19 protein-coding genes are annotated in these 21,936 nt (G+C 64.5%); 11 read left to right on the top strand and 8 right to left on the bottom strand.

Annotation, left to right across the window (positions count from 1 at the left end):
- Nucleotides 1–6 precede the first annotated feature (6 nt).
- From glgC to SPDO_RS03845, 4 genes are all read left to right on the top strand, one after another.
- Entirely contained in the window at nucleotides 7–1,266 is a 1,260-nt protein-coding gene (gene glgC / locus SPDO_RS03830; protein WP_088366068.1) for a glucose-1-phosphate adenylyltransferase, read from the top strand.
- A gap of 120 nt (nucleotides 1,267–1,386) precedes the next feature.
- Nucleotides 1,387–2,820: a glycogen synthase GlgA gene (glgA, locus tag SPDO_RS03835; protein ID WP_088366069.1), complete on the top strand. Its 1,434-nt coding sequence runs from the start codon at nucleotides 1,387–1,389 to the stop codon at nucleotides 2,818–2,820.
- Nucleotides 2,817–4,436: an alpha-D-glucose phosphate-specific phosphoglucomutase gene (locus SPDO_RS03840; RefSeq protein WP_088366070.1), complete on the top strand. Its 1,620-nt coding sequence runs from the start codon at nucleotides 2,817–2,819 to the stop codon at nucleotides 4,434–4,436. Before glgA ends, SPDO_RS03840 begins: the two co-directional genes overlap by 4 nt.
- Before the next feature lie 150 nt (nucleotides 4,437–4,586).
- Nucleotides 4,587–6,215, top strand: a complete 1,629-nt coding sequence (locus SPDO_RS03845) for a glycogen debranching protein (RefSeq protein ID WP_088366367.1) — start codon at nucleotides 4,587–4,589, stop codon at nucleotides 6,213–6,215.
- Nucleotides 6,216–6,237: 22 nt separating this feature from the next.
- Here SPDO_RS03845 and SPDO_RS03850 read toward each other — a convergent pair whose 3' ends face one another.
- The 4 genes from SPDO_RS03850 to SPDO_RS03865 form a co-directional block, all read right to left on the bottom strand.
- On the bottom strand, nucleotides 6,238–7,362 hold the full coding sequence (locus tag SPDO_RS03850) for a zinc-binding dehydrogenase (protein ID WP_088366071.1): 1,125 nt from the start codon (nucleotides 7,360–7,362) through the stop codon (nucleotides 6,238–6,240).
- A gap of 113 nt (nucleotides 7,363–7,475) precedes the next feature.
- Nucleotides 7,476–9,296 (bottom strand): flavin-containing monooxygenase, encoded by a 1,821-nt coding sequence (locus tag SPDO_RS03855; protein WP_088366072.1) that lies wholly within the window; start codon nucleotides 9,294–9,296, stop codon nucleotides 7,476–7,478.
- An 86-nt stretch (nucleotides 9,297–9,382) separates the two neighbouring features.
- Complete coding sequence (locus SPDO_RS03860) at nucleotides 9,383–10,138, bottom strand: polyphosphate kinase 2 family protein (RefSeq protein WP_088366073.1); 756 nt, start codon at nucleotides 10,136–10,138, stop codon at nucleotides 9,383–9,385.
- A gap of 3 nt (nucleotides 10,139–10,141) precedes the next feature.
- Nucleotides 10,142–11,326, bottom strand: coding sequence for a thiolase family protein (locus SPDO_RS03865; RefSeq protein ID WP_088366074.1), 1,185 nt, complete (start codon nucleotides 11,324–11,326; stop codon nucleotides 10,142–10,144).
- An 88-nt stretch (nucleotides 11,327–11,414) separates the two neighbouring features.
- On the opposite strand from SPDO_RS03865, the gene SPDO_RS03870 reads away from it, so the two are divergent.
- The 4 genes from SPDO_RS03870 to SPDO_RS03885 are packed head-to-tail and all read left to right on the top strand — an operon-like array spanning nucleotide 11,415 to nucleotide 14,292.
- Entirely contained in the window at nucleotides 11,415–11,666 is a 252-nt protein-coding gene (locus tag SPDO_RS03870; RefSeq protein ID WP_245829080.1) for a hypothetical protein, read from the top strand.
- Entirely contained in the window at nucleotides 11,659–12,408 is a 750-nt protein-coding gene (locus tag SPDO_RS03875; protein ID WP_088366075.1) for a prepilin peptidase, read from the top strand. The genes SPDO_RS03870 and SPDO_RS03875 overlap by 8 nt, the downstream gene beginning before the upstream one ends.
- A complete protein-coding gene (locus SPDO_RS03880) occupies nucleotides 12,405–12,848 on the top strand; it encodes a hypothetical protein (RefSeq protein WP_088366076.1) in 444 nt (147 codons plus the stop codon). Before SPDO_RS03875 ends, SPDO_RS03880 begins: the two co-directional genes overlap by 4 nt.
- A gap of 10 nt (nucleotides 12,849–12,858) precedes the next feature.
- A complete protein-coding gene (locus SPDO_RS03885) occupies nucleotides 12,859–14,292 on the top strand; it encodes a coniferyl aldehyde dehydrogenase (RefSeq protein ID WP_342746653.1) in 1,434 nt (477 codons plus the stop codon).
- Nucleotides 14,293–14,336: 44 nt separating this feature from the next.
- Here SPDO_RS03885 and SPDO_RS03890 read toward each other — a convergent pair whose 3' ends face one another.
- Nucleotides 14,337–14,492, bottom strand: a complete 156-nt coding sequence (locus SPDO_RS03890; RefSeq protein WP_088366078.1) for a YdcH family protein — start codon at nucleotides 14,490–14,492, stop codon at nucleotides 14,337–14,339.
- A gap of 206 nt (nucleotides 14,493–14,698) precedes the next feature.
- Between SPDO_RS03890 and SPDO_RS03895 the strand changes: the two genes are divergently transcribed.
- Together SPDO_RS03895 and SPDO_RS03900 are read left to right on the top strand one after the other, a co-directional pair.
- Nucleotides 14,699–14,896 (top strand): YdcH family protein, encoded by a 198-nt coding sequence (locus SPDO_RS03895; protein WP_088366079.1) that lies wholly within the window; start codon nucleotides 14,699–14,701, stop codon nucleotides 14,894–14,896.
- Between the two features lie 81 nt (nucleotides 14,897–14,977).
- On the top strand, nucleotides 14,978–15,439 hold the full coding sequence (locus SPDO_RS03900; RefSeq protein ID WP_088366080.1) for a DUF1465 family protein: 462 nt from the start codon (nucleotides 14,978–14,980) through the stop codon (nucleotides 15,437–15,439).
- Nucleotides 15,440–15,471: 32 nt separating this feature from the next.
- On the opposite strand, the gene SPDO_RS03905 is transcribed toward SPDO_RS03900, so the two are convergent.
- Nucleotides 15,472–17,325 (bottom strand): ABC-F family ATP-binding cassette domain-containing protein, encoded by a 1,854-nt coding sequence (locus tag SPDO_RS03905; protein ID WP_088366081.1) that lies wholly within the window; start codon nucleotides 17,323–17,325, stop codon nucleotides 15,472–15,474.
- 164 nt (nucleotides 17,326–17,489) lie between these two features.
- Between SPDO_RS03905 and SPDO_RS03910 the strand changes: the two genes are divergently transcribed.
- A complete protein-coding gene (locus SPDO_RS03910; protein WP_088366082.1) occupies nucleotides 17,490–19,889 on the top strand; it encodes a TonB-dependent receptor in 2,400 nt (799 codons plus the stop codon).
- 39 nt (nucleotides 19,890–19,928) lie between these two features.
- Here SPDO_RS03910 and SPDO_RS03915 read toward each other — a convergent pair whose 3' ends face one another.
- Together SPDO_RS03915 and SPDO_RS03920 are read right to left on the bottom strand one after the other, a co-directional pair.
- A complete protein-coding gene (locus tag SPDO_RS03915; protein WP_088366369.1) occupies nucleotides 19,929–20,729 on the bottom strand; it encodes a LytR/AlgR family response regulator transcription factor in 801 nt (266 codons plus the stop codon).
- 86 nt (nucleotides 20,730–20,815) lie between these two features.
- Nucleotides 20,816–21,934: a sensor histidine kinase gene (locus SPDO_RS03920; RefSeq protein WP_088366083.1), complete on the bottom strand. Its 1,119-nt coding sequence runs from the start codon at nucleotides 21,932–21,934 to the stop codon at nucleotides 20,816–20,818.
- Between the last annotated feature and the right edge of the window lie 2 nt (nucleotides 21,935–21,936).

Here is a 21,936-nt window from a genome sequence, read left to right on the forward strand (position 1 = left end):
AAGAGGATGGAACACCGAAAGGGACAGCCACTTGCGCGTGACGCAATGGCGTATGTGCTTGCGGGCGGGCGCGGCAGCCGGCTTGCCGAGTTGACGGACACCCGCGCGAAGCCGGCGGTGTATTTCGGTGGGAAGAGCCGGATCATCGATTTCGCGCTGTCGAACGCGATCAATTCGGGCATTCGCCGGATCGGCGTGGCGACGCAGTACAAGGCGCATTCGCTGATCCGGCATCTTCAGCGCGGATGGAATTTCCTGCGACCCGAGCGGAACGAGAGTTTTGACATTCTACCCGCGTCGCAGCGCGTCAGCGAGTTCCAATGGTATGAAGGTACCGCAGACGCCGTCTTCCAGAACATCGACATCATCGAAAGTTACGATCCCGAATATATGGTGATCCTGGCGGGTGATCACATCTACAAGATGGATTACGAGCTGATGCTTCAACAGCACGTCGAGCAAGGCGCCGACGTGACGGTCGCCTGCATGGAGGTGCCGCGGATGGAAGCTGTTGCGTTCGGCGTCATGCACGTGGATGAAACCGATCGGATCATCGACTTCGTGGAAAAGCCGGCCGATCCGCCGGCAATGCCGGGGAAGCCCGACGTCGCGCTGGCGTCGATGGGCATTTACGTATTCAAGACGTCTTTATTGTTCGACCAGCTAAGGCGCGATGCCGAAACGCCCGGATCGAACCGCGACTTTGGGCGCGATATCGTGCCGTGGCTGGTCAAGCACGGCAAGGCGGTGGCGCACCAGTTCAGCACGTCCTGCGTGCGATCCTCCAATGAATCGTCGGCCTATTGGCGCGATGTGGGCACGGTGGATGCGTATTGGAAAGCCAATATCGATTTAACCGACGTGGTACCGGCGCTGGATCTGTACGATCGTTCCTGGCCGATCTCCACCTATTCGGAGCTGACGCCGCCGGCGAAGTTCGTCCATGACATCGACGGGCGGCGCGGATCGGCGGTGGCGAGCCTTGTGTCGGGCGACTGCATCGTTTCGGGGTCGTCGATCTACCGTTCGCTGCTGTTCACCGGAGTTCGCACGCACAGTTTTGCCATGCTCGATGAAGCGGTCGTGCTGCCGTACGTGAAGGTGGGGCGCGGTGCGCGGCTGCGCAAAGTGGTGATCGACCGCGGAGTGGAGATCCCCGACGGACTGGTGGTGGGTGACGATCCGGCGCTGGACGCGCATCGTTTTCGCCGCACCGATGAAGGCATTTGCCTGATCACCAAGCCGATGATCGATCGCCTTGCATGATGAATGCTGGGCCAAACCCGGCCGCCTTCTGGCGCAAAACAGCCTCCTTCGTAGCGGTTGCGGACGCTTGTGGCGCAATTTGGCCGCCTAGCGCACCTGTTCCGGCCAAGGCGTAGTGCGGTGAAGGTTCTCGCTGTCGCATCCGAGGCTTACCCACTGGTGAAGACCGGCGGGCTTGCCGATGTGGTCGGCGCGCTGCCGGCTGCGCTGGCGCCGCATGGCGTGCAGACCACGACCTTGCTGCCCGGCTTTCCCGCCGTGCTCAAGGCGACGTCAGGCCCGGCGATCCATAGCTGGCGTGACCTGCTCGGCGGCGGGGTTGCGCGGCTGCTGAGCGGTGAGATCGCGGGGCATCCGCTGCTGGTGCTGGATGCGCCGGGCTTCTTCGCGCGCGATGGCGGCCTGTACGGCGACCAATCGGGCGAGGACTGGTCGGATAACTGGCGCCGCTTTGCCGCGCTGTCGCGGGCGGCGGCCGAAATCGCGCGCGGCGGGGTAAAGAAGCTGCGCTTTGACGTTCTTCATGCGCACGACTGGCAGGCGGCTCTTGCCCCGGCGTATCTGCGATATGCGGCGGCACCCATCAAGACGGTGCTGACGATCCATAACATCGCGTTTCAGGGTCGGTTCGGGCCCGAAATCTTTAGTGAGCTTGGGCTTCCCGATGATGCATGGTCGATCGACGGTGTCGAATATTATGGCGGCGTCGGGTATTTGAAAGCAGGACTGCGCGCCGCCGATGCGATCACCACCGTCAGTCCGACGTACGCGCGCGAAATCCTGCAGCCGGACTATGGGATGGGGTTGGAGGGGTTGATCGCCGACCGGGTCGCGCGGGTGAGCGGCATCGTGAACGGCATCGATCCCGCGGTGTGGCGCCCGGACCATGATCCGGCTTTGGTGTCACGCTACACCTCCAAGACGCTGGCGCGACGAGCGGCGAACAAGCGCGCGGTGGAGCGGGAATTCGACCTGGCGCCCGGCGAGGGCCCGATATTCACCGTTATCAGCCGACTGACGTGGCAGAAGGGCATGGACGTCCTGGCGGATTGCGTCGACGATCTGGTCACCATGGGTGGGCGGCTCGCGCTGCTGGGCTCGGGCGATGCCGACCTGGAGCAGGCGTTCACGGCTGCGCGCGAGCGGCACCCGGGTAAGGTGGGCGTGCGGATCGGCTACAACGAGCCACTGTCGCACCTGCTGCAGGGCGGGGCCAACGCGATCCTCATTCCCTCGCGGTTCGAGCCGTGCGGGCTGACGCAATTATATGGCCTTGCCTATGGCTGCGTGCCGGTCGTGGCGCGGACCGGCGGTCTGGCCGACACGATCATCGACGCCAACATTGCGGCGCTTGGCGCGCAGGTGGCCAGTGGTATTCAGTTCGACGGCGTGACGCGCGACAGCCTGGTGCATGCGCTGACGCGCACTTGCGCGCTGTATGCCGACCAGCCGACTTGGCGGGCGATGCAGCGCTGCGGCATGAAGGCCGACTTTTCGTGGGGTAAGAGCGGCGCGGCCTATGCCGCGCTTTATCGGGGATTGATCGGGGAATGATCGAAACGGTTTCTACCACCGCCTTCACCGACCAGAAGCCGGGCACGTCCGGCCTTCGCAAGAAGGTGAAGGTGTTCCAGCAGCAACATTATGCAGAAAACTTCATCCAGGCGGTGTTCGACGTGCTGGACGATCGCGCCGGCGCAACGCTGGTGATCGGCGGCGATGGCCGGTTCCTCAATCGCGTGGTGATCGACAAGGCGATCCGCATGGCGGCGGCGAACGGCTTTTCGCGCGTGCTGGTGGGGCAGGGCGGCATCCTCTCCACGCCGGCCGCCTCCAACCTGATCCGCCAGTCGGGTGCGATCGGCGGGCTGATACTGTCGGCGAGCCACAATCCCGGCGGTCCCGACGAAGATTTCGGCATCAAATATAATGTCGGCAATGGCGGCCCGGCACCGGAGAAGATCACCGAGGCGATCTATGCTCGCACCCGGACGATCGACGCCTATCGCATTGTAACGGCGGGAGAGATCGACCTCGACCGGGTAGGAACCCAGGAGCTGGGCGGCATGACGGTGGAGATCGTCGATCCCGTGGGGGCCTATGCCGACCTGATGGCGACGCTGTTCGATTTCACCGCCATTCGCGGTGCTGGCCTGACGGTGGCGTTCGACGCCATGAGCGCGGTTACCGGCCCTTATGCGACGGAAATCCTCGAGTGCCGGCTCGGCTTTGCCGAGGGGACGGTGCGCAACGGCACGCCGCTGGAGGATTTCGGCGGCCACCACCCCGATCCCAATCTGGTGCATGCGCGCGAGCTATACGACCTGATGGTGGCCGAGGACGCGCCCGACTTCGGCGCGGCCTCGGACGGCGACGGCGATCGCAACCTGATCATCGGGCGCGGGATCTTCATCACGCCGTCCGACAGCCTGGCGATGCTGGCGGCCAATGCTCACTTGGCGCCGGCCTACGCCAAAGGGTTGAAGGGCATTGCGCGCTCGATGCCGACCAGCGCGGCGGCGGATCGCGTTGCCGACGCGTTGGAGATTCCCGCTTTCGAGACGCCAACGGGCTGGAAGTTTTTCGGCAATCTGCTCGATGCCGGCAGGGTCACGATCTGCGGCGAGGAGAGCGCGGGCACCGGATCGGACCATGTGCGCGAGAAGGATGGCCTGTGGGCCGTGCTGCTATGGCTCAACATTCTGGCGGCGACCGGCAAGAGCGTGCGGCAGATCGCCGAGGAGCATTGGGCACGCTTTGGCCGCAACTATTACGCGCGGCACGACTATGAGGGTGTCGACAGTGCGGCGGCCGACGCGTTGATGGCGACGCTGCGCGACAAGCTGGCCCATCTGCCCGGACAGAAGGTGGGCGATCTGACGATCGAGGCGGCGGATGATTTCGCCTATCACGATTCGACCGACGGGTCGGTGAGCAGCAACCAGGGCGTGCGCGTCCTATTCGCAGGCGGGAGCCGCGTGGTGTTTCGCCTGTCGGGCACGGGCACGTCCGGTGCGACGCTGCGTGTCTATCTGGAGCGGTACGAGCCGGTGAGTGGGCAGTTGGATGCGGACACGACGCAGATGCTTGCCGACATTGCGTCGGCGGCTGATGCGATTGCCGGCATCGTCCGACATACCGGGCGTACCCAACCTGATGTCGTGACCTGACACGAGCCTTGTGGCGAACAGGGCATCGCTGTGAGCGCCCCCGATAAAGACCTGCGTTCGAACGAGACGCGCGCTTTCCGCGTTCGCTCGCCGCGTGCCGACCAGTTGTGGCTATGTCTGTTCGACGGAGACGATGAGCGCCGGGTGGTGATGATCCATACGGGCGACGATTGGGTGTGTGAAACGGTGGCGCCAGCGGGAACGCGCTATGGCTTTCGAGCGGCGGGAGCACCACCGTTCGATGCGTCGAAGCTGCTGGTCGATCCAGGGGCGACGCATCTCGACCGGCCGTTCGCCTATGATCCGCGGCTTGCGACCTTTGGCTGCGACACCGCCTCCCTGGTGCCCAAGGCGGTGGTGACGCCGCCGCTGCCGCCGCTTGCCCGGCGCGCGCCCGTGTTTCGGCCCGGCGGGCTGATCTACGAAGTGAACGTGCGCGGTCTGACGATGCTGCACCCTGACATACCGGCGGCGCTGCGCGGCACGGTGGCGGCAATCGGGCATCCGGTTATCCTTGAGCATTTGCAGCGACTTGGCGTCGATGCGGTCGAGCTAATGCCGATTGTCGCCTGGATCGACGAGCGCCATTTGCCGTCGCTCGGGATGCACAATGCATGGGGCTATAATCCGGTGGTGCCGATGGCGCTCGATCCGCGGCTGTGCCCCGGTGGCATGGCGGAGCTGCGTGCGACGGTGGCAGCACTGCGCGAGGTGGGGATTGGCACCATCCTCGACCTCGTCTTCAATCATACGGGCGAGAGCGATCTTCAGGGGCCGACGCTGTCATTCCGCGGGCTAGACGATGCGGTGTATGCGCGTGCGCCGGACGGCACGCTGATCAATGATGCGGGGACGGGCAACACGCTCGACTTCGGCTATGCGCCCGTGCGCGAGATGACGCTGGCGGCGCTGCGGCATTTCGTCACGCAGGCCGGGGTGGACGGCTTCCGCTTCGACCTGGCGACGGTCATGGCGCGATCGCCGGGGTTCGATCGGGACGCGCCGATCTTTGCGGCGATCGCCGCCGATCCGGTGCTTGCCGACCGCATCATGATCGCCGAGCCGTGGGACATCGGGCCGGGTGGCTATCAGCTCGGGCAGTTTCCGGCGAACTGGCTGGAATGGAACGACCGCTTCCGCGACGACGTGCGGTGCTTCTGGCGCGGAGATGGGGCGGCGGGTGCGCTCGCCACGCGGCTGAGCGGATCGACCGACCTGTTCGGCGGCGCGCGGACCCGCAGCGTCAACTTCGTGGCGGCGCATGACGGCTTTACCCTGGCCGACACGGTCGCCTACGCAGGCCGGCACAACCATGCCAATGGCGAGCAGAACCGCGACGGGCATGGCGACGAGGTGAGCTGGAACGCGGGCGAGGAGGGGCAGGGCCGTGCCGAAGACCGGCGAGCGCTGCTAGCCACGCTGTTCGCCGCGCGCGGGACGATCATGCTGACGGCAGGTGACGAATTCGGGCGGACGCAGGCCGGGAATAACAATGCCTACGCGCAGGATAATGCGACGTCATGGCTCGACTGGGCTGGGCGGGACCGGGCGCTGGAGGCGTGCGTGGCTGGCCTCGCTGCCTGGCGGCGGGCGAACCGGGCGATCGGCGATCCTGGCATCCGACATGATCTGATCTGGCTGCGGCTGGATGGCGAGCCGATGACGGCAGAGGATTGGGGCGCCGCCGATGGCTTTGCCATGATGCTGCCGGGCGGGAGCGGCGTGCGGGTCGATCGGCGCACCCGCACTGCCGAGATACTGTCGCCGCGCCAACCCTGAAGGCTGACGCGGCGACCAATGGTCAGCGCTGCGGCATCACCAAATACTTTTCGCCCGTGGCGCGCTTGCCGAACGCGGCAATCGTCTCGGGATCGAGCATCTCGGAAAGCGCGATGCGCTTGGTGTACTTGCTGGCAAAGGTGGTCTTGAGCTCGCGCGCGACGCGATCACGCAGGTCCTTCGCTGCGTCGCTACCGATATCCTCAAGGAAATAGGTGAGCAGCCAACCGCCCATGCGCCAGCGCATGCCGAAGCCGCGGTTGAACTCGGTCGGGGCGGGGGAGAGGCCGCCGTAGAGATAGACCTGCTTCATCTGGCGCGAGCCATAGGGACCGTCGGCACGCTGGGTGCGCAGCGCGGCCTGCTCCATCGCGGTGAGGATCTGCCCGGCGAGCTTGCCGCCCCCAACTGCGTCAAAGGCGAGGTACGCGTTCGTCGCGGCGATCGCGTCGATCAGCTTGGGCAGGAAATCGTCGGCGGTCATGTCGACCACATGCTCCGCGCCGAGATCGCGCAGCAGCGATGCCTGCGCCTCACTGCGCACGATATTGACCAGCGGCACGCCATCAGCGGCGCACAGCTTTACCAGCATTTGACCGAGGTTTGAGGCGGCGGCGGTGTGGACGAGGCCGCTATAGCCCTCGCGCTTCATCGTGCCGACCATGCCGAGTGCGGTGAGCGGATTGACGTAGGACGAGGCGCCTTCCTCGGCGCTGGTGCCTTCGGGCACGATCATGCAATCGGCCGCGCGCACCTTGCGATATTGCGCGTAGAAACCGCCGCCGGCGAGCGCCACGGTCTTGCCGATCAGTGCCTGGGCCGCTGGAGACTGTCCCGCCGCGACCACTTCGCCTGCGCCCTCGTTGCCCACGGGCAGATCAACGCCAGCGCGCGCCGATAGGGCACGCTGCACCGCCGGGTTCAGCGGCGCGGTTGCGGCATCGCCATCACGGGTAAACTGCGTCCCATCGGTGAGGGCGAGCAGCACCGCAAGATCGGACGGGTTGATCGGGGTCGCTTCGACGCGGACAAGCACGTCATCCTCGTTCAGCGACGGCAGCGGCATTTCCTGGAGCGACAGCTTCACCTGCCCCTCGGACGTCACGGTAGATACAAGGCGGCGGTAGGTGTCGGGCAGATCGGTCATGGCGGCTCCTCTCGAAAGCTCTGTTGATGCCGGCTGTCCTTCTCCCCCGCGCGGCGCGATGTCGAGCCTATAAGTGGCGGCGCGGCGGCAAACCGCGCCGGATGGGGTGTGCTTCAGGCCAGGGTCATGCCCTTCATGCTCCCTTCCTCGCGCCAATCCTTGATGATCCGGAAGAAGGCGTTTGGACCCTTGCCATAGCTGGAGAAGCTGGCGGCCTTGGGGCTCAATTGACCTTCGCCATTGTAATAGCCGGGGGTGCATTCCTCGAGGAACTTGCGGCGATCGAGCACGGCGGAGAGAATCTGCTGCGTCCATGCTTCCTCGGCCTCTTCGGTCGGCTCGATGCGCGATTTCTGCGAGCGGCGCGCTTCGCCGATAATGTGCGCGGCGTGACCGGCCTGTTCGAGCAGCGCGTGCGGATAATTCGCGGTGAAGCCCGACTGGACGACGGAGAAGATGAACATGTTGGGGAAGCCGTTCACCGTCATGCCGTGCAGCGTCTTGCCGCCATCGGCCCATTTCTCCTCCAGCGTCCGACCGCCGATGCCGCGCACGTCATAGCCGGCGCGGCGCGCGTAGCTGGTGCCGACCTCGAAGCCGGTGCCGAAGATGAGGCAATCGAGCTTATACTCCTTGCCGGCGACGACAACGCCGTCGCGGGTGATCCGCTCGACGCCCTGGCCCTGTGTGTCGACCAGCTTGACGTTGGGGCGATTGAAGGTGGCGAGATAGTCGTCGTGAAAGCAGGGGCGCTTGCAGAACTGATTGTACCACGGCTTCAGCGCGTCGGCGGTGGCGGGATCCTGCACCACGTCGTCAACGCGTGCGCGGATCGATTCCATTTTCTGGAAGTCGGCCAGCTGCACGAGCTCGTCGGGGTTCTCGGCGCCGGCCTTTACCGCCTTCATGCGTGCGATCATGCCGAGGTTGCGGATGATGTCGGTCCAGCCGTCGTTGACCAAATCCTCCTCCGCCCAGCCGCCTGATACGAGCGTGTTGAAATTTTCCATGCGATCGCGGTGCCAGCCGGGGGTGAGCGACTGCGCCCATTGCTCGTCGGTCGGCCGATCGCCGCGTACGTCGATCGACGAGGGCGTGCGCTGGAAGACGTAGAGCTGCTTGGCGGTGGCGCCGAGATGCGGGACGCATTGCACCGCGGTCGCGCCGGTGCCGATGATGCCGACTACCTTGTCGCCGAGCTTGTCCAGCCCGCCATTCTGGTCACCGCCGGTATAGGCATAGTCCCAGCGGCTGGTGTGGAAGGTGTGGCCCTGAAACTGTTCGATACCGGGGATGCCGGGGAGCTTTGGGCGATGCAGCGGGCCATTCGCCATGACCACGAAGCGCGCCTTGATCGCGTCGCCGCGATTGGTGAATACCGTCCAGCGGCGGGTGTCCTCGTCCCATGCCATGTCGGTGACTTCGGTCTGGAACAGGACGTCATGATAAAGGTCGAATCGCTCGGCGATGCGGCGTGAGTAGGCGCGGATTTCCGGACCCTGGCTGTACTTGCGCTCGGGCATGAAGCCCGTTTCCTCCAGCAGCGGCAGGTAGACGTAACTTTCGATGTCGCAGGCAGCGCCGGGGTAACGATTCCAATACCAGGTGCCGCCGAACTCGCCGCCCTTCTCGATGATGCGAATGTCCTCGACGCCGGCTTCGCGCAGCTTGGCGCCGGCGAGAAGGCCACCGAAGCCGCCGCCGATCACGACGACCTCCTTCTGATCGGTGAGCGGCGCGCGCTCGATCGGTTGTTCGATATAGGGGTCTTCGAGATAATGGGCGAACTTACCATTCATCTCGACATATTGCTCGTTGGCGTCGGTGCGCAGGCGCTTGTCGCGCTCCGCCAGATATTTGGCTTTCAGCGCGGCCGGATCGAAGCCGAACTGCTCATCCGGCGCGGTGTGCACCGCCTGCGACTCGAGTGTCATTTGCCTCTCCGCGTTCTCGTTTATTGGAACGCATTATGGCTTAGCGCCGCCCGGGACGGTAGATTTAATTTGCGCTGGTGGAGTGCTTAACGCTCCAGCCGCCCGTCGCCGATCGCGGATGCCTCGAACGGGAAGAGGGTGTCGGGATCGGGTTTGCCTACATCCTCAGCGATCTTTGCCGGTGCAAGCTCGCGCAACAGATGCTGGATGATAGCGCGGCGGGCCTTTTTCTTGTGATCGGCGCGCACGCAGATCCAGGGCGCTGCCGGCGTACTGGTGCGGCTGAGCATCGTGTCGCGTGCGGCGCTGTAATCGTCCCACTTCTCCTGCGCGACTGCATCAAGCGCGGAGATCTTCAGCGCCTTCAACGGATCGCTGCGGCGAGATTCCAGCCGCTCGGCCTGCTCTTCGCGAGAGATGTCGAGCCACAGCTTTACCAGCTTGATTCCATCGGCGACCAGCATGGCCTCAAAGCCGGGAACGTCCTCAAGGAAGCGAGCCTGCGCTTCGGGCGAGGAGAAGCCGTTCACCACCTCGACGCCTGCGCGATTGTACCAGCTGCGGTTGAAGATCACGAGCTCGCCGGCGGCGGGTAGGTGCGCGACGTAGCGCTGGAAGAACCATTGCGTGCGTTCATGCTCGGTCGGCTTTGGCAGCGCGACAACGCGAGTCTGGCGGACGGCGAGGTGGCGGGTGAGCGTGCGTTTCGTCCCGTCCTTGCCCGCCGTGTCGCGCCCTTCGAGCACGACAACCGCGCGGTCATCGTTCTCGGCTGCCCAGCCCTGGTAGCGGACCAGCGCGACCTGAAGCGCGTGATCTTCTGCCGCGTGATCCCCTCCCATCGCTTAGACCAGCTCGACGGCGATGGCGGTGGCTTCGCCGCCGCCGATGCAGAGGCTGGCGACGCCGCGCTTCTTGCCGTGATGCTTCAGCGCCGCGATCAGCGTGGTGATGATCCGCGCGCCCGAGGCGCCGATCGGGTGGCCGAGCGCCGTCGCGCCGCCGTGGACGTTGATCTTGTCATGCGGGATGCCGAGGTCGCGCATCGCGAACATGGCGACGCAGGCAAACGCCTCGTTGATCTCGAACAGGTCGACGTCGTCGATCGACCAGCCGGCCTTGTCCAGCAGCTTCTGAATCGCACCGACCGGCGCGGTGGTGAAGGCGGACGGCTCCTGCGCGTGCGCCGAATGGGCGATGATGCGCGCCACTGGCTTCTGCCCCTTGGCCGCGGCGACGCTCGCCTTGGTCAGGACGAGCGCGGCGGCGCCGTCGGAAATGGAGGAGCTGGTGGCGGCGGTGATCGTGCCGTCCTTGGCGAAGGCGGGCTTCAGCGTCGGGATCTTGTCCGGCATGCCGCGGCCGGGCTGCTCGTCGGTGTCGACGACCACCTCGCCCTTGCGAGTGGCGACCGTCACCGGCGTGATTTCCTCGGCAAAAGCACCCGACGTGATCGCTGCTTGCGCGCGGCGCAGCGACTCGATCGAGTAATCGTCCTGCGCCTGGCGGGTGAGCTGATAGTCGTTGGCCGTATCCTGCGCGAAGGTGCCCATTGCGCGGCCGGCCTCATAGGCGTCTTCCAGACCGTCGAGGAACATGTGGTCGTAGGCCGTGTCATGACCAATACGCGCGCCCGAGCGATGCTTCTTCAGAAGATACGGCGCGTTGGTCATGCTCTCCATGCCGCCGGCGACGATCAGGTCGGCGGAGCCGGCGGCGATCGCCTCGGCGCCCATGATCACCGTCTGCATGCCCGAGCCGCAGACCTTGTTGACCGTGGTGGCCTGTACCGACTTGGGCAGGCCGGCCTTGATCGCTGCCTGACGCGCCGGCGCCTGACCGAGACCCGCGGGCAGCACGCAGCCCATGTAGATGCGCTCCACCGCCGCGCCGTCGACGCCGGCCCGCTCGACCGCCGCCTTCACCGCCGTGGCGCCAAGATCGGTTGCCGAGACATCGGCGAGCGCCCCCTGCATGCCCCCCATCGGCGTGCGTGCGTAGGACAGGATAACGACGGGATCGGTGGCCATGTGAATGCTGCTCCGCGGCAAAAGTGTTTGAACCGATCTAGTCACGACGGTCGGCGAATACAAAGGCCGTGATCGGCGTTGGGCGTCGATGGACACCGTAACCGACGTGCTCAAATGGGCCGCCTCGATCAGCGGCATGATCGCTGCCTTCATGGTTTCGCTCGATAATGGGCGAAGGGTGACCGGCTGGGGCTTCGTGCTGTTCGTGGGATCGTCGATCTGCTGGATCAGCGGGGCAGCGCTCACCGAAGACTGGGCATTGGGCACGCAAAATGTCGTGCTGTTCGGGATCAACCTGTTCGGCGTCTATCGCTATCTGATACGCAAGAAGGGTGTCTGACCTTTTCTGGCCGCTTTCACTCGCCGCCCTTGGCGCGATCATCGGCAGCTTCCTGGCAACCGTCGCCGTCCGCTGGCCGGAGGGCCGATCCGCGCTGACCGGCCGATCACTGTGTGACGGGTGTGGCGCGCCAGTTCAGGCGCGCGATCTCGTGCCGATCATCAGCATGCTGTCGTTGCGCGGTAAGGCGCGCTGCTGCCGCACAAGGATTGCTGGATTGCATCTGCAAGTCGAGCTTGCCTGCCTGCTGGTGGGGCTGCTTGCGGGAACGGTGGCGGGGGGCGTTGCGGGGCTGGCGATCGCGGCGTTCGGCTGGATGCTGGTGCTGATTGCGGCACTCGATGCGACCGAGCTGTGGATCCCCGACCCGCTGATTGCGGTATTGGCGGTGGGTGGGTTGCTGGCGGCATCGATCCTGCCGCCGCCAATTACTGACCGGTTGATCGGCGGCGTCGCGGGGTTTGGCTCTCTGTGGTTGATCGGCTTTGGCTATCGCCATGCGCGGGGCGTGGAAGGGCTGGGCGGCGCCGATCCCAAGCTCTTCGGGGCGATCGGACTGTGGCTTGGGTGGCGGCTGCTGCCGGCTGTGCTGCTGTGCGCCGCGTTGGTCGGGCTAGGCGTGGTAGCGGTGCGTGTCGTTACCGGGCGAGCGGTGGCGCGTGACGATGCGCTGCCGTTTGGCAGCTTTCTCGCGGCTGCGGCTTACCCGGGATTGCTCCTCATGATATATTTGATGCCATGATCGCGTTGCTCCTCGCGCTTGCCGCCGCCGATCCGCCAAAGACGGTCACCTCGATCGACGGCCTGCCGCTGGGTGGGCTGCCGCCGCAGTCACTCCCGACGGAAGGGTGCGCGGCCTATCTCTTCAGCGCGGGCAAGACGCGCGCGCTGGCGGCGGTTGCGAGTGCGCAGGCGGGGATCTTGCGCGTGTCCATTGGGGGCACGCCTATCGACCTGGTTCGCACGACGCAAAGTGGCAGCGCCGGCTACGGCTTTGCCGGTGTCACGCAATATACTGGCGGTGGTGCGGCCGCGACGCTCGACCTTTCGATTCAGACGCAGCGCTCGCTGACCCAAGGCGCCGTGATCGATCAGGCTACGTTGCGGATCGACCGATCGGGCGAGGACACGATCATCTTGCCACTCGCCGGCCTGATCGGTTGCGCCCAGCAGGCGTCATGATCCGGATACCATAAAAAGAAGGGGAGAGGACATCATGAGGGACATTCTGACCGCGCAACGCGAGAGCTTCATGGCCGCGCTGCCGGAGCCGATGGCGGTCCGGAAGGACCGGCTGAAACGTGCGGCGGCGATGGTGCGCGACCATGCCGACCGCTTCTGCGATGCGTTGAGCGAAGATTTCGGCCACCGCAGCCGCGAGCAATCGATGATCACCGACATCGGTGGCTCGATCGGCCCGATCAGCCATGCGCTGAAGAACCTCGACAAATGGGCGAAGCCGGAGAAGCGGGGGGTGCAATTCCCGCTCGGGCTGCTCGGCGCAAAGGCGTGGGTGGAATTTCAGCCCAAGGGCGTGATCGGCGTCATCGCGCCGTGGAATTTTCCCGTGAACCTCGTGATGGGCCCACTTGCCGGTGTGTTCGCGGCGGGCAATCGCGCGATGGTGAAGACGAGCGAGTTTACGCCTGCGACTGCCGCCCTGTTTGAAGAGATTGCGGGGCGATATTTCGATCGGACCGAGCTGGCGTTCGTTTCCGGCGGGCCGGACGTGGGCAAGGCTTTTGCCGAACTGCCGTTCGATCATCTGCTGTTTACCGGCGCAACGGGTATCGGTCGGCATATCCTGCATGCCGCCGCCGACAATCTGACGCCGGTGACGCTGGAGCTTGGCGGCAAATCGCCGGTGATCGTGGGCAGGGATGCCGATATGCAGCAGGTGGCCGAGCGCGTGGCAGTGGGCAAGATGCTCAACGCCGGGCAGATCTGCCTCGCGCCCGATTACGTGCTGGTGCCGTCCGATCAGGAGAATGCGGTCGTCGAGGGGCTGAAAACCGCGGCGAGCGCAATGTATCCGACGCTGCTCGCCAATCCCGATTACACCAGCATCGTCAACGACCGCCACTATCAGCGATTGAACGACTGGATCGAGGATGCGCGGAGCAAGGGTGCCGACGTCGAGGTGGTCAATCCCGCCAACGAGGATTTCGGCAGCACCAACAGCCGCAAAATGCCGCTGCACATCGTGCGCAATGTCACCGACGATATGACACTGATGCAGGAGGAGATCTTCGGTCCGGTGCTGCCGGTTCGCCGATACGACGGGATCGATGGCGCGATTGCCGAGGTGAACCGGCGGGATCGGCCGCTCGGCCTATATTATTTCGGCAAGGATGCTGACGAGCGGCGCCGCGTGCTGGACCGCACGATCTCGGGCGGCGTGACGATCGATGACGTCATTTTTCACGTGTCGATGGAGGATCTGCCGTTCGGCGGGGTCGGGCCATCGGGCATGGGATCGTACCACGGCCTCGATGGCTTCCGTACGTTCAGCCATGCCAAGGCGGTGTATCAGCAATCCAAGCTGGACGTTGCAAAGCTTGCAGGGCTGAAGCCACCGTATGGCGCGGCGACTCGCAAGGCCATTTCGCGCCAGATCGGCGGCTGATGGAGTTCGGCGCGGGTGATACCGCGCCGTTCCCCGTTCTTGCGTCAGTGCGAGGAAATCTCTTCCTTCAGACGCAGCTTCTGTTTCTTGAGGTCTGCGATCAACATGCTATCGGGCTGTGGCCGATGCCGTTCGTTGTCGATGCGCTGATCGAGCAGGGCATGCCTGGCCTCCAAAGCCGAACGATGCGCAGTCTGCATATCAGGAACCTCCTTGCTTGCTTGACGGGACTCAGGAGTAAATCATCTCCCGGAGTCATTGTCTCCACCGTAAGTTGGTTAATTTGGATCGGCCGACCTGCCGGCGCGACGTCTCGCTGCTGTAACGACAGCTTGCGACGGAGGCGGCACACTCTGCTAGGGACGCGGAAGCATCGGTACGGACGCAGGCGGGGCGGAGGCGAATCATGGATGACAGCCAATTGGTTGCACGGCTGGGTACGCTACGGATGGAGCATCGCGATCTCGACGATGCGATCACCGCGCTGTCCGCGGACGGCCCGCGCGATCAACTGCAGCTCGCTCGGCTGAAGAAGCGGAAATTGCTGCTGCGGGACGAGATTGCGGTGATCGAGGATCAACTAATCCCGGATATCATCGCGTAAGTATCGCTTTGGGACGGGGGCTGCCGCGATGCGGCGCCGATCTGCGATGCGCTTCACGCCCTCACGCTCTAAGCAGGATCGATGACCCAAGGCATGAAGGATTCGGCAGTTCAACGGCGCCTGATCGACTCACTCTATGTGGAGGCGATGCTGTTGGCAGATGATGCACGCAGCTACTTCGACGATGATGGCCGGGAGGAGCGTGACAGCCTGTCGGTGATGGCGCGCGTGACGTTCAGCTGCGAATCGCTGAAGGTGACGACGCGCCTGATGCATGTCATCGCCTGGCTGCTCACCCAGCGCGCGGTTTTCGCAGGCGAGCTCGGCATCACCGATGCCCACCATCCATCCCGCCGACTGGGCGAGGCGCCTGCGACCGATGAGTACGTTCACATGGAGCTGCCACCACGCGCCCAGCGGCTGGTGAATGCGAGCATGGAGCTGCACCGCCGCGTCGCTCGGCTGGACGAAGCACAAGTGGCGCAAGCACCGGGGCAGAGCCCGGCACGGCAGATGTTCGAACGGCTGGCGTCGTCGTTCTGATCTGACCGGCGCTGTACCGCGCCGAGGCTCGCCTATGCGGCCTCGAGCGCCTCGTTCGCTTCCAGCCAGCGCGCTTCGGCCGCCTCCAGCCGTTCGACCACCTGCGCGCGGCGCTTCAACAACTGACCGGTGTTGAAGCCGTAGAGCTCCTTGGGCGCAGATGACGGATCGGCCATGGCGCGGTCGATGGCGTCGCGCTCCGCTCCGAGCTTCGTGATCTCGGCTTCGGCCTCCTTGGCGGACTTGCGCCAGGCCTTGTCGTTCTCGCGCTTCTCCGCGAATGCCTTGCCGTCGCTCTTGCCGCGAGCCTTACCCTCGGCCTTTGGCTCCTTGGCGAGGATGAAGGAGGTATAATCGTCCAGGCTGCCGTCGAACTCGCGCGCGGTGCCGCCGTCGACCAGGACAAGCCGGTCGGCAGTCAGCTCCACCATGTGGCGATCGTGGCTGACGATCAGCACCGCGCCCTTATAGTCGTTGAGCGCCTGCACCAGCGCTTCGCGCGCATCGACGTCGAGGTGGTTGGTCGGCTCGTCGAGGATCAGGAGGTGCGGCGCCTCGCGGGTGATGAGCGCGAGCGCAAGCCGCGCCTTCTCGCCGCCCGACATCTTGCCGACCTGACCCGTGGCGCGATCACCCGAGAAGCCGAAGCGGCCAAGCTGCGCACGCACCGCGGCCGGGGTGGCGCCCTTCATCACGCGCGTCATGTGCGCGAGGGGGGTATCGTCGGAATCGAGCTCCTCCACCTGGTATTGCGTGAAGTAACCGACGCGCATCCGGTTGCTGGACGCCATGGTGCCTTCCATGGGCGCGAGCTGCGCGGCGATCAGGCGAGCAAAGGTCGTCTTGCCGTTGCCGTTGCGGCCGAGCAGCGCGATGCGATCGTCCGGGTCCATGCGCAGGTTCAGCCGGCGCAGGATCGGCGTGTCGTCGTAGCCGACGCTGGCATAATCGAGCGTGACTAGCGGTGGGCGCAACGCTTCCGGATCGGGGAAGCCGAACGAGAGCGTCGGATCGTTGGCGAGTTCGGCGATCGGCTGCATCTTGGACAGCATCTTGGCGCGGCTTTGCGCCTGTTTCGCGGTGGAGGCGCGGGCCGAGTTGCGGGCGATGTAATCCTGCAACTTGGCGCGCTGCACCTCCTGGTTTGCCTTGGCGGCGGCGATCTGCGCCATGCGCTCGGCGCGCTGACGCTCGAACGAATCGTAGCCGCCGGCGTAGAGCGTGGTCTTGCCGCCTTGCAGGTGCAGAATGTGGTCGACAACGTTGTTGAGGAAATCGCGCTCGTGGCTGACGACCACGATGGTGGCCTTGTAGGAGCGCAGGAAGTCCTCCAGCCACATCACCGCTTCGAGATCGAGGTGGTTCGACGGTTCGTCGAGCAGCAGCAGGTCGGGCTGCGAGAAGAGTAAAGCGGCGAGCGCGACGCGCATCTTCCATCCGCCCGAGAAGCTGTCGAGCGGGCGGTTCTGCGCATCCTCGTCAAAGCCGAGGCCGAGCAGGATTTGCGACGCGCGTGCCGGCGCGGTATAGGCGTCGATGGCGATCAGGCGTTCGTAGATGTCGCCGAGCTTTTCCGGATCCTGCTCGGTCTCGCTCTGCTCCATCAGCCGTGCGCGTTCGGTGTCGGCGGCCAGCACCGTGTCGAACGGGGTGGCGTCTCCATTCGGTGCCTCCTGCGCGATATAGCCGATGCGCGCACCGCGCGGCTTGTCGATCGACCCGCCGTCGGGCTCAATCTGGCCGGCGATGACCTTTACCATCGTCGACTTGCCCGCGCCGTTGCGCCCGATCAGCCCGACGCGGCTGCCGGGAGGCAGGGACGCGGAGGCGCCGTCGAGGATCGCGCGCCCGCCAAGGCGCACCGTGATACCGTTGATCGTCAGCATGCGCGCGCCCTTAGCAGGTCTGTGGCATCTGCGTAACAGGGCAGACGCGATGATGAACTCAGACATATTCCGTCACAAACCGGTCTCAATCGCGCATTAGCGGGATGGCGCGGGAGCATATCCCGTTTGCTGAACGAGCGAGTCGCCAGTGCGGGCAACGGTACATGGCGAGCCGTCAGCAACTCATCGAAAGGGGAACGAACGTGACTTCCGCCACCGCGCGTCGCGCGCTGCTTCTGTCTGCCACCGCGCTCCTGGCGCTGCCCGCGCTTGCAGCCGCCCAGACGAGCGAACCCGCCATGGATCCGGCGCAGGCCAATCAGGGTGCGGGGATTGCCACTGCGACCGATGGTGGGCTGGACGAGATCGTCGTAACGGCGGAACGGCGTGAGGAGAACCTGCAGCGCGTTCCGGTGTCGGTTACCGCGCTGCGCGGCGATGCGCTGCGCCAGATCCAGTCGGGCGGCGAGGACATCGTCTCGCTCGCGGGGCGTGTGCCGGGCCTGTATGCCGAAACGACCACCGGTCGCATCTTCCCGCGCTTCTACATTCGCGGCCTTGGCAACATCGATTTTTACCTTGGTGCATCGCAGCCCGTCTCGATCATCCAGGACGACATCGTGCTGGAGCACGTGGTGCTGAAATCGAACCCAGTGTTCGACGTCGCGCAGGTCGAGGTGCTGCGTGGGCCGCAGGGGTCGCTATTCGGGCGCAACACCACGGCCGGCATCATCAAGTTCGACACGATCCGCCCCTCGATGGACTTCAAGGCGCGGGGCAACTTCTCGTACGGCAGCTACAACACGGTTACTGCAGACGTTGGCGTCGGCGGCCCGCTCGTTCAGGACAAGATCGCGTTCCGCGTGTCCGGTCTGTACCAGCGCCGTGACGACTGGATCGACAACACCTTCACCGGTGTCGGCTTCGACGGCACCACCGGTGGCAAGGATGCGCTGGGCGGCTTCGAAGAAAAGGACGCGCGGCTCCAGCTGCTGTTCACCCCGACCGAAGACCTGTCGATCAACCTGTCGGGCCATTATCGCGACTATGACGGCACCTCGACCGTATTCCATCGCAACGCCCTGCCGCTCGGCACCAACAATCCGCGCAGTCCCCGCGACCGGACCGCGCAGGACGAGGCGTTCGACAATCGGCAGGCGTATGAAACCTATGGCGCATCGGCGAACGTCGCCTGGGATTTCGGCGCCATCACGCTGACGTCGATCACCGGTTACGAGACCACATCCGGCTTCAGCCGCGGTGATACCGATGGTGGCGCGGCGGTGAACTTCCCGGTCAACGGTGTGCCGAACGGCTATGGCCAGAGCCAGGGCAACATTCGCGATCTCGACCAGTGGACGCAGGAAGTGCGCCTCGCCAGCAGCGGGAACAGCGCGTTCAAGTGGCAGGTCGGCGGCTTCTACTTCGACAGCCGCGACACGACCGACTTCTACCAGCGCCGCTTTTTCCTGACCGCGCCGTTCGTCCCCTCGAACCCGAACACCAACAATCCGGACAATTGGGTGCGGCTGCGCAACGTCAACACGTCCTGGGCGGTCTTCGGGCAGGCGAGCTACACGTTCGATCGTCTGACGCTGACCGGCGGCGCGCGCTATACCGAGGATCGCAAGCGCACCAATCTTGTGAAGGCGGCAATGACCGGCGCGACGGTGAACTTCCCGGCCACCGCGCCGCGCAACGTGCGGCTGGTCGGCAAGGAGCCGAGCTGGGACCTGTCGGCGTTGTATGAGGTGGCGCCGGAGGTGAACGTGTTCGCCCGCGTTGCGCGCGGTTTCCGCGGGCCAACCATCCAGGGGCGCTCGGCCGTGTTCGGATCGGCCTTCACCACCGCCGATTCCGAAACGATCATGTCGTACGAGCTGGGGTTCAAGAGCGAGCCGTTCTCGAACCTGCGCCTGAACGCCACCGCCTTCCACTGGCGGGTCGACGATATTCAGCTGAACGGCAACGACGCGGACGGCAATGGTGTGTTGTTCAACGCCGACAAGGCAACGGCGTGGGGCGTTGAGGCGGAACTGGAATGGCGGCCGATCCGCAACATCAGCTTTACCCTCGGCGGCAACGTGCTGAAGACCGAGATCAAGGACGATCGCGTGTTCGCGCAGGTCTGCGCCCTGAACGGCCGCGTGACCTGCACCGTGCTCGACCCGACCATCGACCGAACGATCTTCGGTTCACCGGCCAAGCTCGCGCAGATCGACGGTAACCCGCTACCCAACGCGCCCAAGTGGCAGCTGAACGCCGCCGTGCGTTATGATGTCCCGCTGTGGAACGAGGGCAATCTGTTCGTCGCGAGCGACTTCCACGTTCAGGGCTACACGAACTTCGTGCTGTACCGGACGCGCGAATTCTATTCGGACGGCAATTACGAGCTGGGCTTGAAGGTCGGCTACACCGATCCCGACGATCGGTACGAGATCGCCCTGTTCGGTCGCAACCTGACGGGCGAGAAGAACCTGAAGGGCGTGATCGAGAACTACAACGCCGCAGTGTATAACGAGCCGCAGATCCTGGGCGTGTCGTTCGCGCTGAAGACCCGCTGATACAAGAAGGGCCGGGAGTTGATCTCCCGGCCCTTTCTCTTAATGGACGAAGCGGGCGACCACGTCGCGGTAGCTTCGGCTGACCTTCACCTGGGCGCCGGAATCGAGCACCAGGAAGCACTCGCCATTGGTGTGTGGCTTTACCTGCCGCACCTGATCGAGGTTTACGATGGTGGAGCGGTGAACGCGCTGGAAGCGACGTGGATCTAGCCGTTTCTCCAGATCCTTCATCGTTTCGCGCAGGATCAGCGTGTTGTCCGCCGTCTTGATGCACATGTAATCGCCGGCTGCCTCGACGATCTCGATCGTATCGACGTCGACGCGGAAGATCTGCCCGCGATCTTTGACGTTGATCAGCTTTTCAAACCGGCTCGATGTGACGCCATCGCCGCCGTCGACGATTTCGGCTGCAGCCTCCGGCGCATGCTCGGCGAGCGCCTCCTTCAGCTTTTCCGCCTCGTTGACGCTCGATTTTTCCGCCAGCCGCTGCCGCACACGATCCAGCGTGTCGGCGAGGCGGGATTCGTCCACCGGCTTCATCAGGTAATCGACGGCCTGCGCCTCGAAGGCGCGCAGGGCGTGATCGGAGTAAGCGGTGACAAAGACGAACAGCGGTGGCTCCACCTCCATCAATCCCTGAACGACGGAGAAGCCGTCGAACCCGGGCATCTGGATGTCGAGAAAGACCAGGTCTGGCTTGTGGGTCTTGATCGCGCTGATCGCCTCACGCCCGTTCTGGCACTTGGCGACGATCTCGACGTCTTCGTGAGCCTGCAACCGGAGCTCCAGCCCCTGGATTGCTAGCGGCTCGTCATCGACGAGAATGGTGCGAATGGTCATGGTCTGCTCGGTCTCCGATACGTCAGCCGTCGCGGGTCGGGTCGACACGCGCGGTCATCAAACTCAACTCCCCCGTTGAAACGTCGTCACTCCACCTGGAACGGTATCTCGATTTCCACGCCGAAGCCCCCCGTCGGCATGGCACGAAGCTCGAAACGATGATCCGTCCCGAACGATTGCTGTAGCCTCTCCCTGATATTGGCGATGCCAACACCGGTTGAAAGGCTTGGCTTGTTCTTTGTTGGCTGCAAGCCCGGTCCGGTGTCGGATACGCCGATCCGCACTCGATCGCCGTTGAGCCGCGCGGTGACGCAGATTTCCGCACCTTCCTCCTTGGGCGTGACCGCATATTTGATCGCATTCTCGACCAATGGCTGAAGCAGCAGCGAGGGCAGGCGGGCGCGCTCTGCCGCGGGATCGATCTCGAACTTGGGACGCAGGCGACTCTCGAAGCGCATCTTCTCGATCTCGAGGTAGAGCTTTAGCGTTTCAACCTCCTGCGCGAGCGTCACATGCGCCGTGGGTTCGTTCGCGAGCGTGTAGCGCAGGAAGCTCGACAGCCGGCTGAGCATCGCATTGGCGCGCTCAGTCTGCTTCAGCAGCACCAGTGTCGAAATCGAATTCAGCGTGTTGAAGAGGAAATGCGGGTTCAGCTGATAGCGAAGCATGGCGAGCTGCGCCGAGGACGCCTGTGTCTCGAGGTGCTGGAGCTGATCGATCTGCTCTTCGACGATCAGGTAGAAGTTGATCCCGAAATATAGCGCGGACCAGCCGGCGAGCACCGTGAAGTTGAGGAACAGGGCGCCGATCAACAGCTTTACGTCCACGCCGGGCGCGGACAATTTGATGAAGCTGAACGAGAAGGTGTCGAGCAGCGCGTAGATGAAGGTCGCGGCGCCAAGCGTCAGCACGGTTAGAATGATCGCCGTGATCCGGGGCAGACCGCGGTAGACGCCGTACAGCACGGACAGCAGCAGCGTGATGCAATAGCCGACGATCGTCTCGACAATGGTGCTGATAACGCCCTGAAGCGTGAAGCCATTGGAGATAGACGAAACGGTTCTGAGGATCAGATAGCCCGACCAACCGGCGGCCTGCAGGATCCAGAAGGCGCGCGCCTTGTCTTCGAAAAAAGGCCGCACGGCGAGGTTGCTCGGCCGGATCGGCGAAGCGGCTGTCGCAGGGGCGGGGTGAGTAGTCGCCATTT

It is taken from the genome of Sphingomonas dokdonensis, assembly GCF_002197685.1.
Lineage (GTDB): Bacteria > Pseudomonadota > Alphaproteobacteria > Sphingomonadales > Sphingomonadaceae > Sphingomonas > Sphingomonas dokdonensis.

Excerpts from the sequence above, each read along its gene's own strand:
- glgC (WP_088366068.1), top strand. The coding sequence starts at position 7 with ATGGAACACCGAAAGGGACAGCCACTTGCGCGTGACGCAATGGCGTAT.
- SPDO_RS03840 (WP_088366070.1), top strand. The coding sequence starts at position 2,817 with ATGATCGAAACGGTTTCTACCACCGCCTTCACCGACCAGAAGCCGGGC.
- SPDO_RS03845 (WP_088366367.1), top strand. The coding sequence starts at position 4,587 with ATGATCCATACGGGCGACGATTGGGTGTGTGAAACGGTGGCGCCAGCG.
- SPDO_RS03850 (WP_088366071.1), bottom strand. The coding sequence starts at position 7,362 with ATGACCGATCTGCCCGACACCTACCGCCGCCTTGTATCTACCGTGACG.
- SPDO_RS03855 (WP_088366072.1), bottom strand. The coding sequence starts at position 9,296 with ATGACACTCGAGTCGCAGGCGGTGCACACCGCGCCGGATGAGCAGTTC.
- SPDO_RS03860 (WP_088366073.1), bottom strand. The coding sequence starts at position 10,138 with ATGGGAGGGGATCACGCGGCAGAAGATCACGCGCTTCAGGTCGCGCTG.
- SPDO_RS03865 (WP_088366074.1), bottom strand. The coding sequence starts at position 11,326 with ATGGCCACCGATCCCGTCGTTATCCTGTCCTACGCACGCACGCCGATG.
- SPDO_RS03870 (WP_245829080.1), top strand. The coding sequence starts at position 11,415 with ATGGACACCGTAACCGACGTGCTCAAATGGGCCGCCTCGATCAGCGGC.
- SPDO_RS03880 (WP_088366076.1), top strand. The coding sequence starts at position 12,405 with ATGATCGCGTTGCTCCTCGCGCTTGCCGCCGCCGATCCGCCAAAGACG.
- SPDO_RS03890 (WP_088366078.1), bottom strand. The coding sequence starts at position 14,492 with ATGCAGACTGCGCATCGTTCGGCTTTGGAGGCCAGGCATGCCCTGCTC.
- SPDO_RS03895 (WP_088366079.1), top strand. The coding sequence starts at position 14,699 with ATGGATGACAGCCAATTGGTTGCACGGCTGGGTACGCTACGGATGGAG.
- SPDO_RS03900 (WP_088366080.1), top strand. The coding sequence starts at position 14,978 with ATGACCCAAGGCATGAAGGATTCGGCAGTTCAACGGCGCCTGATCGAC.
- SPDO_RS03905 (WP_088366081.1), bottom strand. The coding sequence starts at position 17,325 with ATGCTGACGATCAACGGTATCACGGTGCGCCTTGGCGGGCGCGCGATC.
- SPDO_RS03910 (WP_088366082.1), top strand. The coding sequence starts at position 17,490 with ATGGCGAGCCGTCAGCAACTCATCGAAAGGGGAACGAACGTGACTTCC.
- SPDO_RS03915 (WP_088366369.1), bottom strand. The coding sequence starts at position 20,729 with ATGACCATTCGCACCATTCTCGTCGATGACGAGCCGCTAGCAATCCAG.
- SPDO_RS03920 (WP_088366083.1), bottom strand. The coding sequence starts at position 21,934 with ATGGCGACTACTCACCCCGCCCCTGCGACAGCCGCTTCGCCGATCCGG.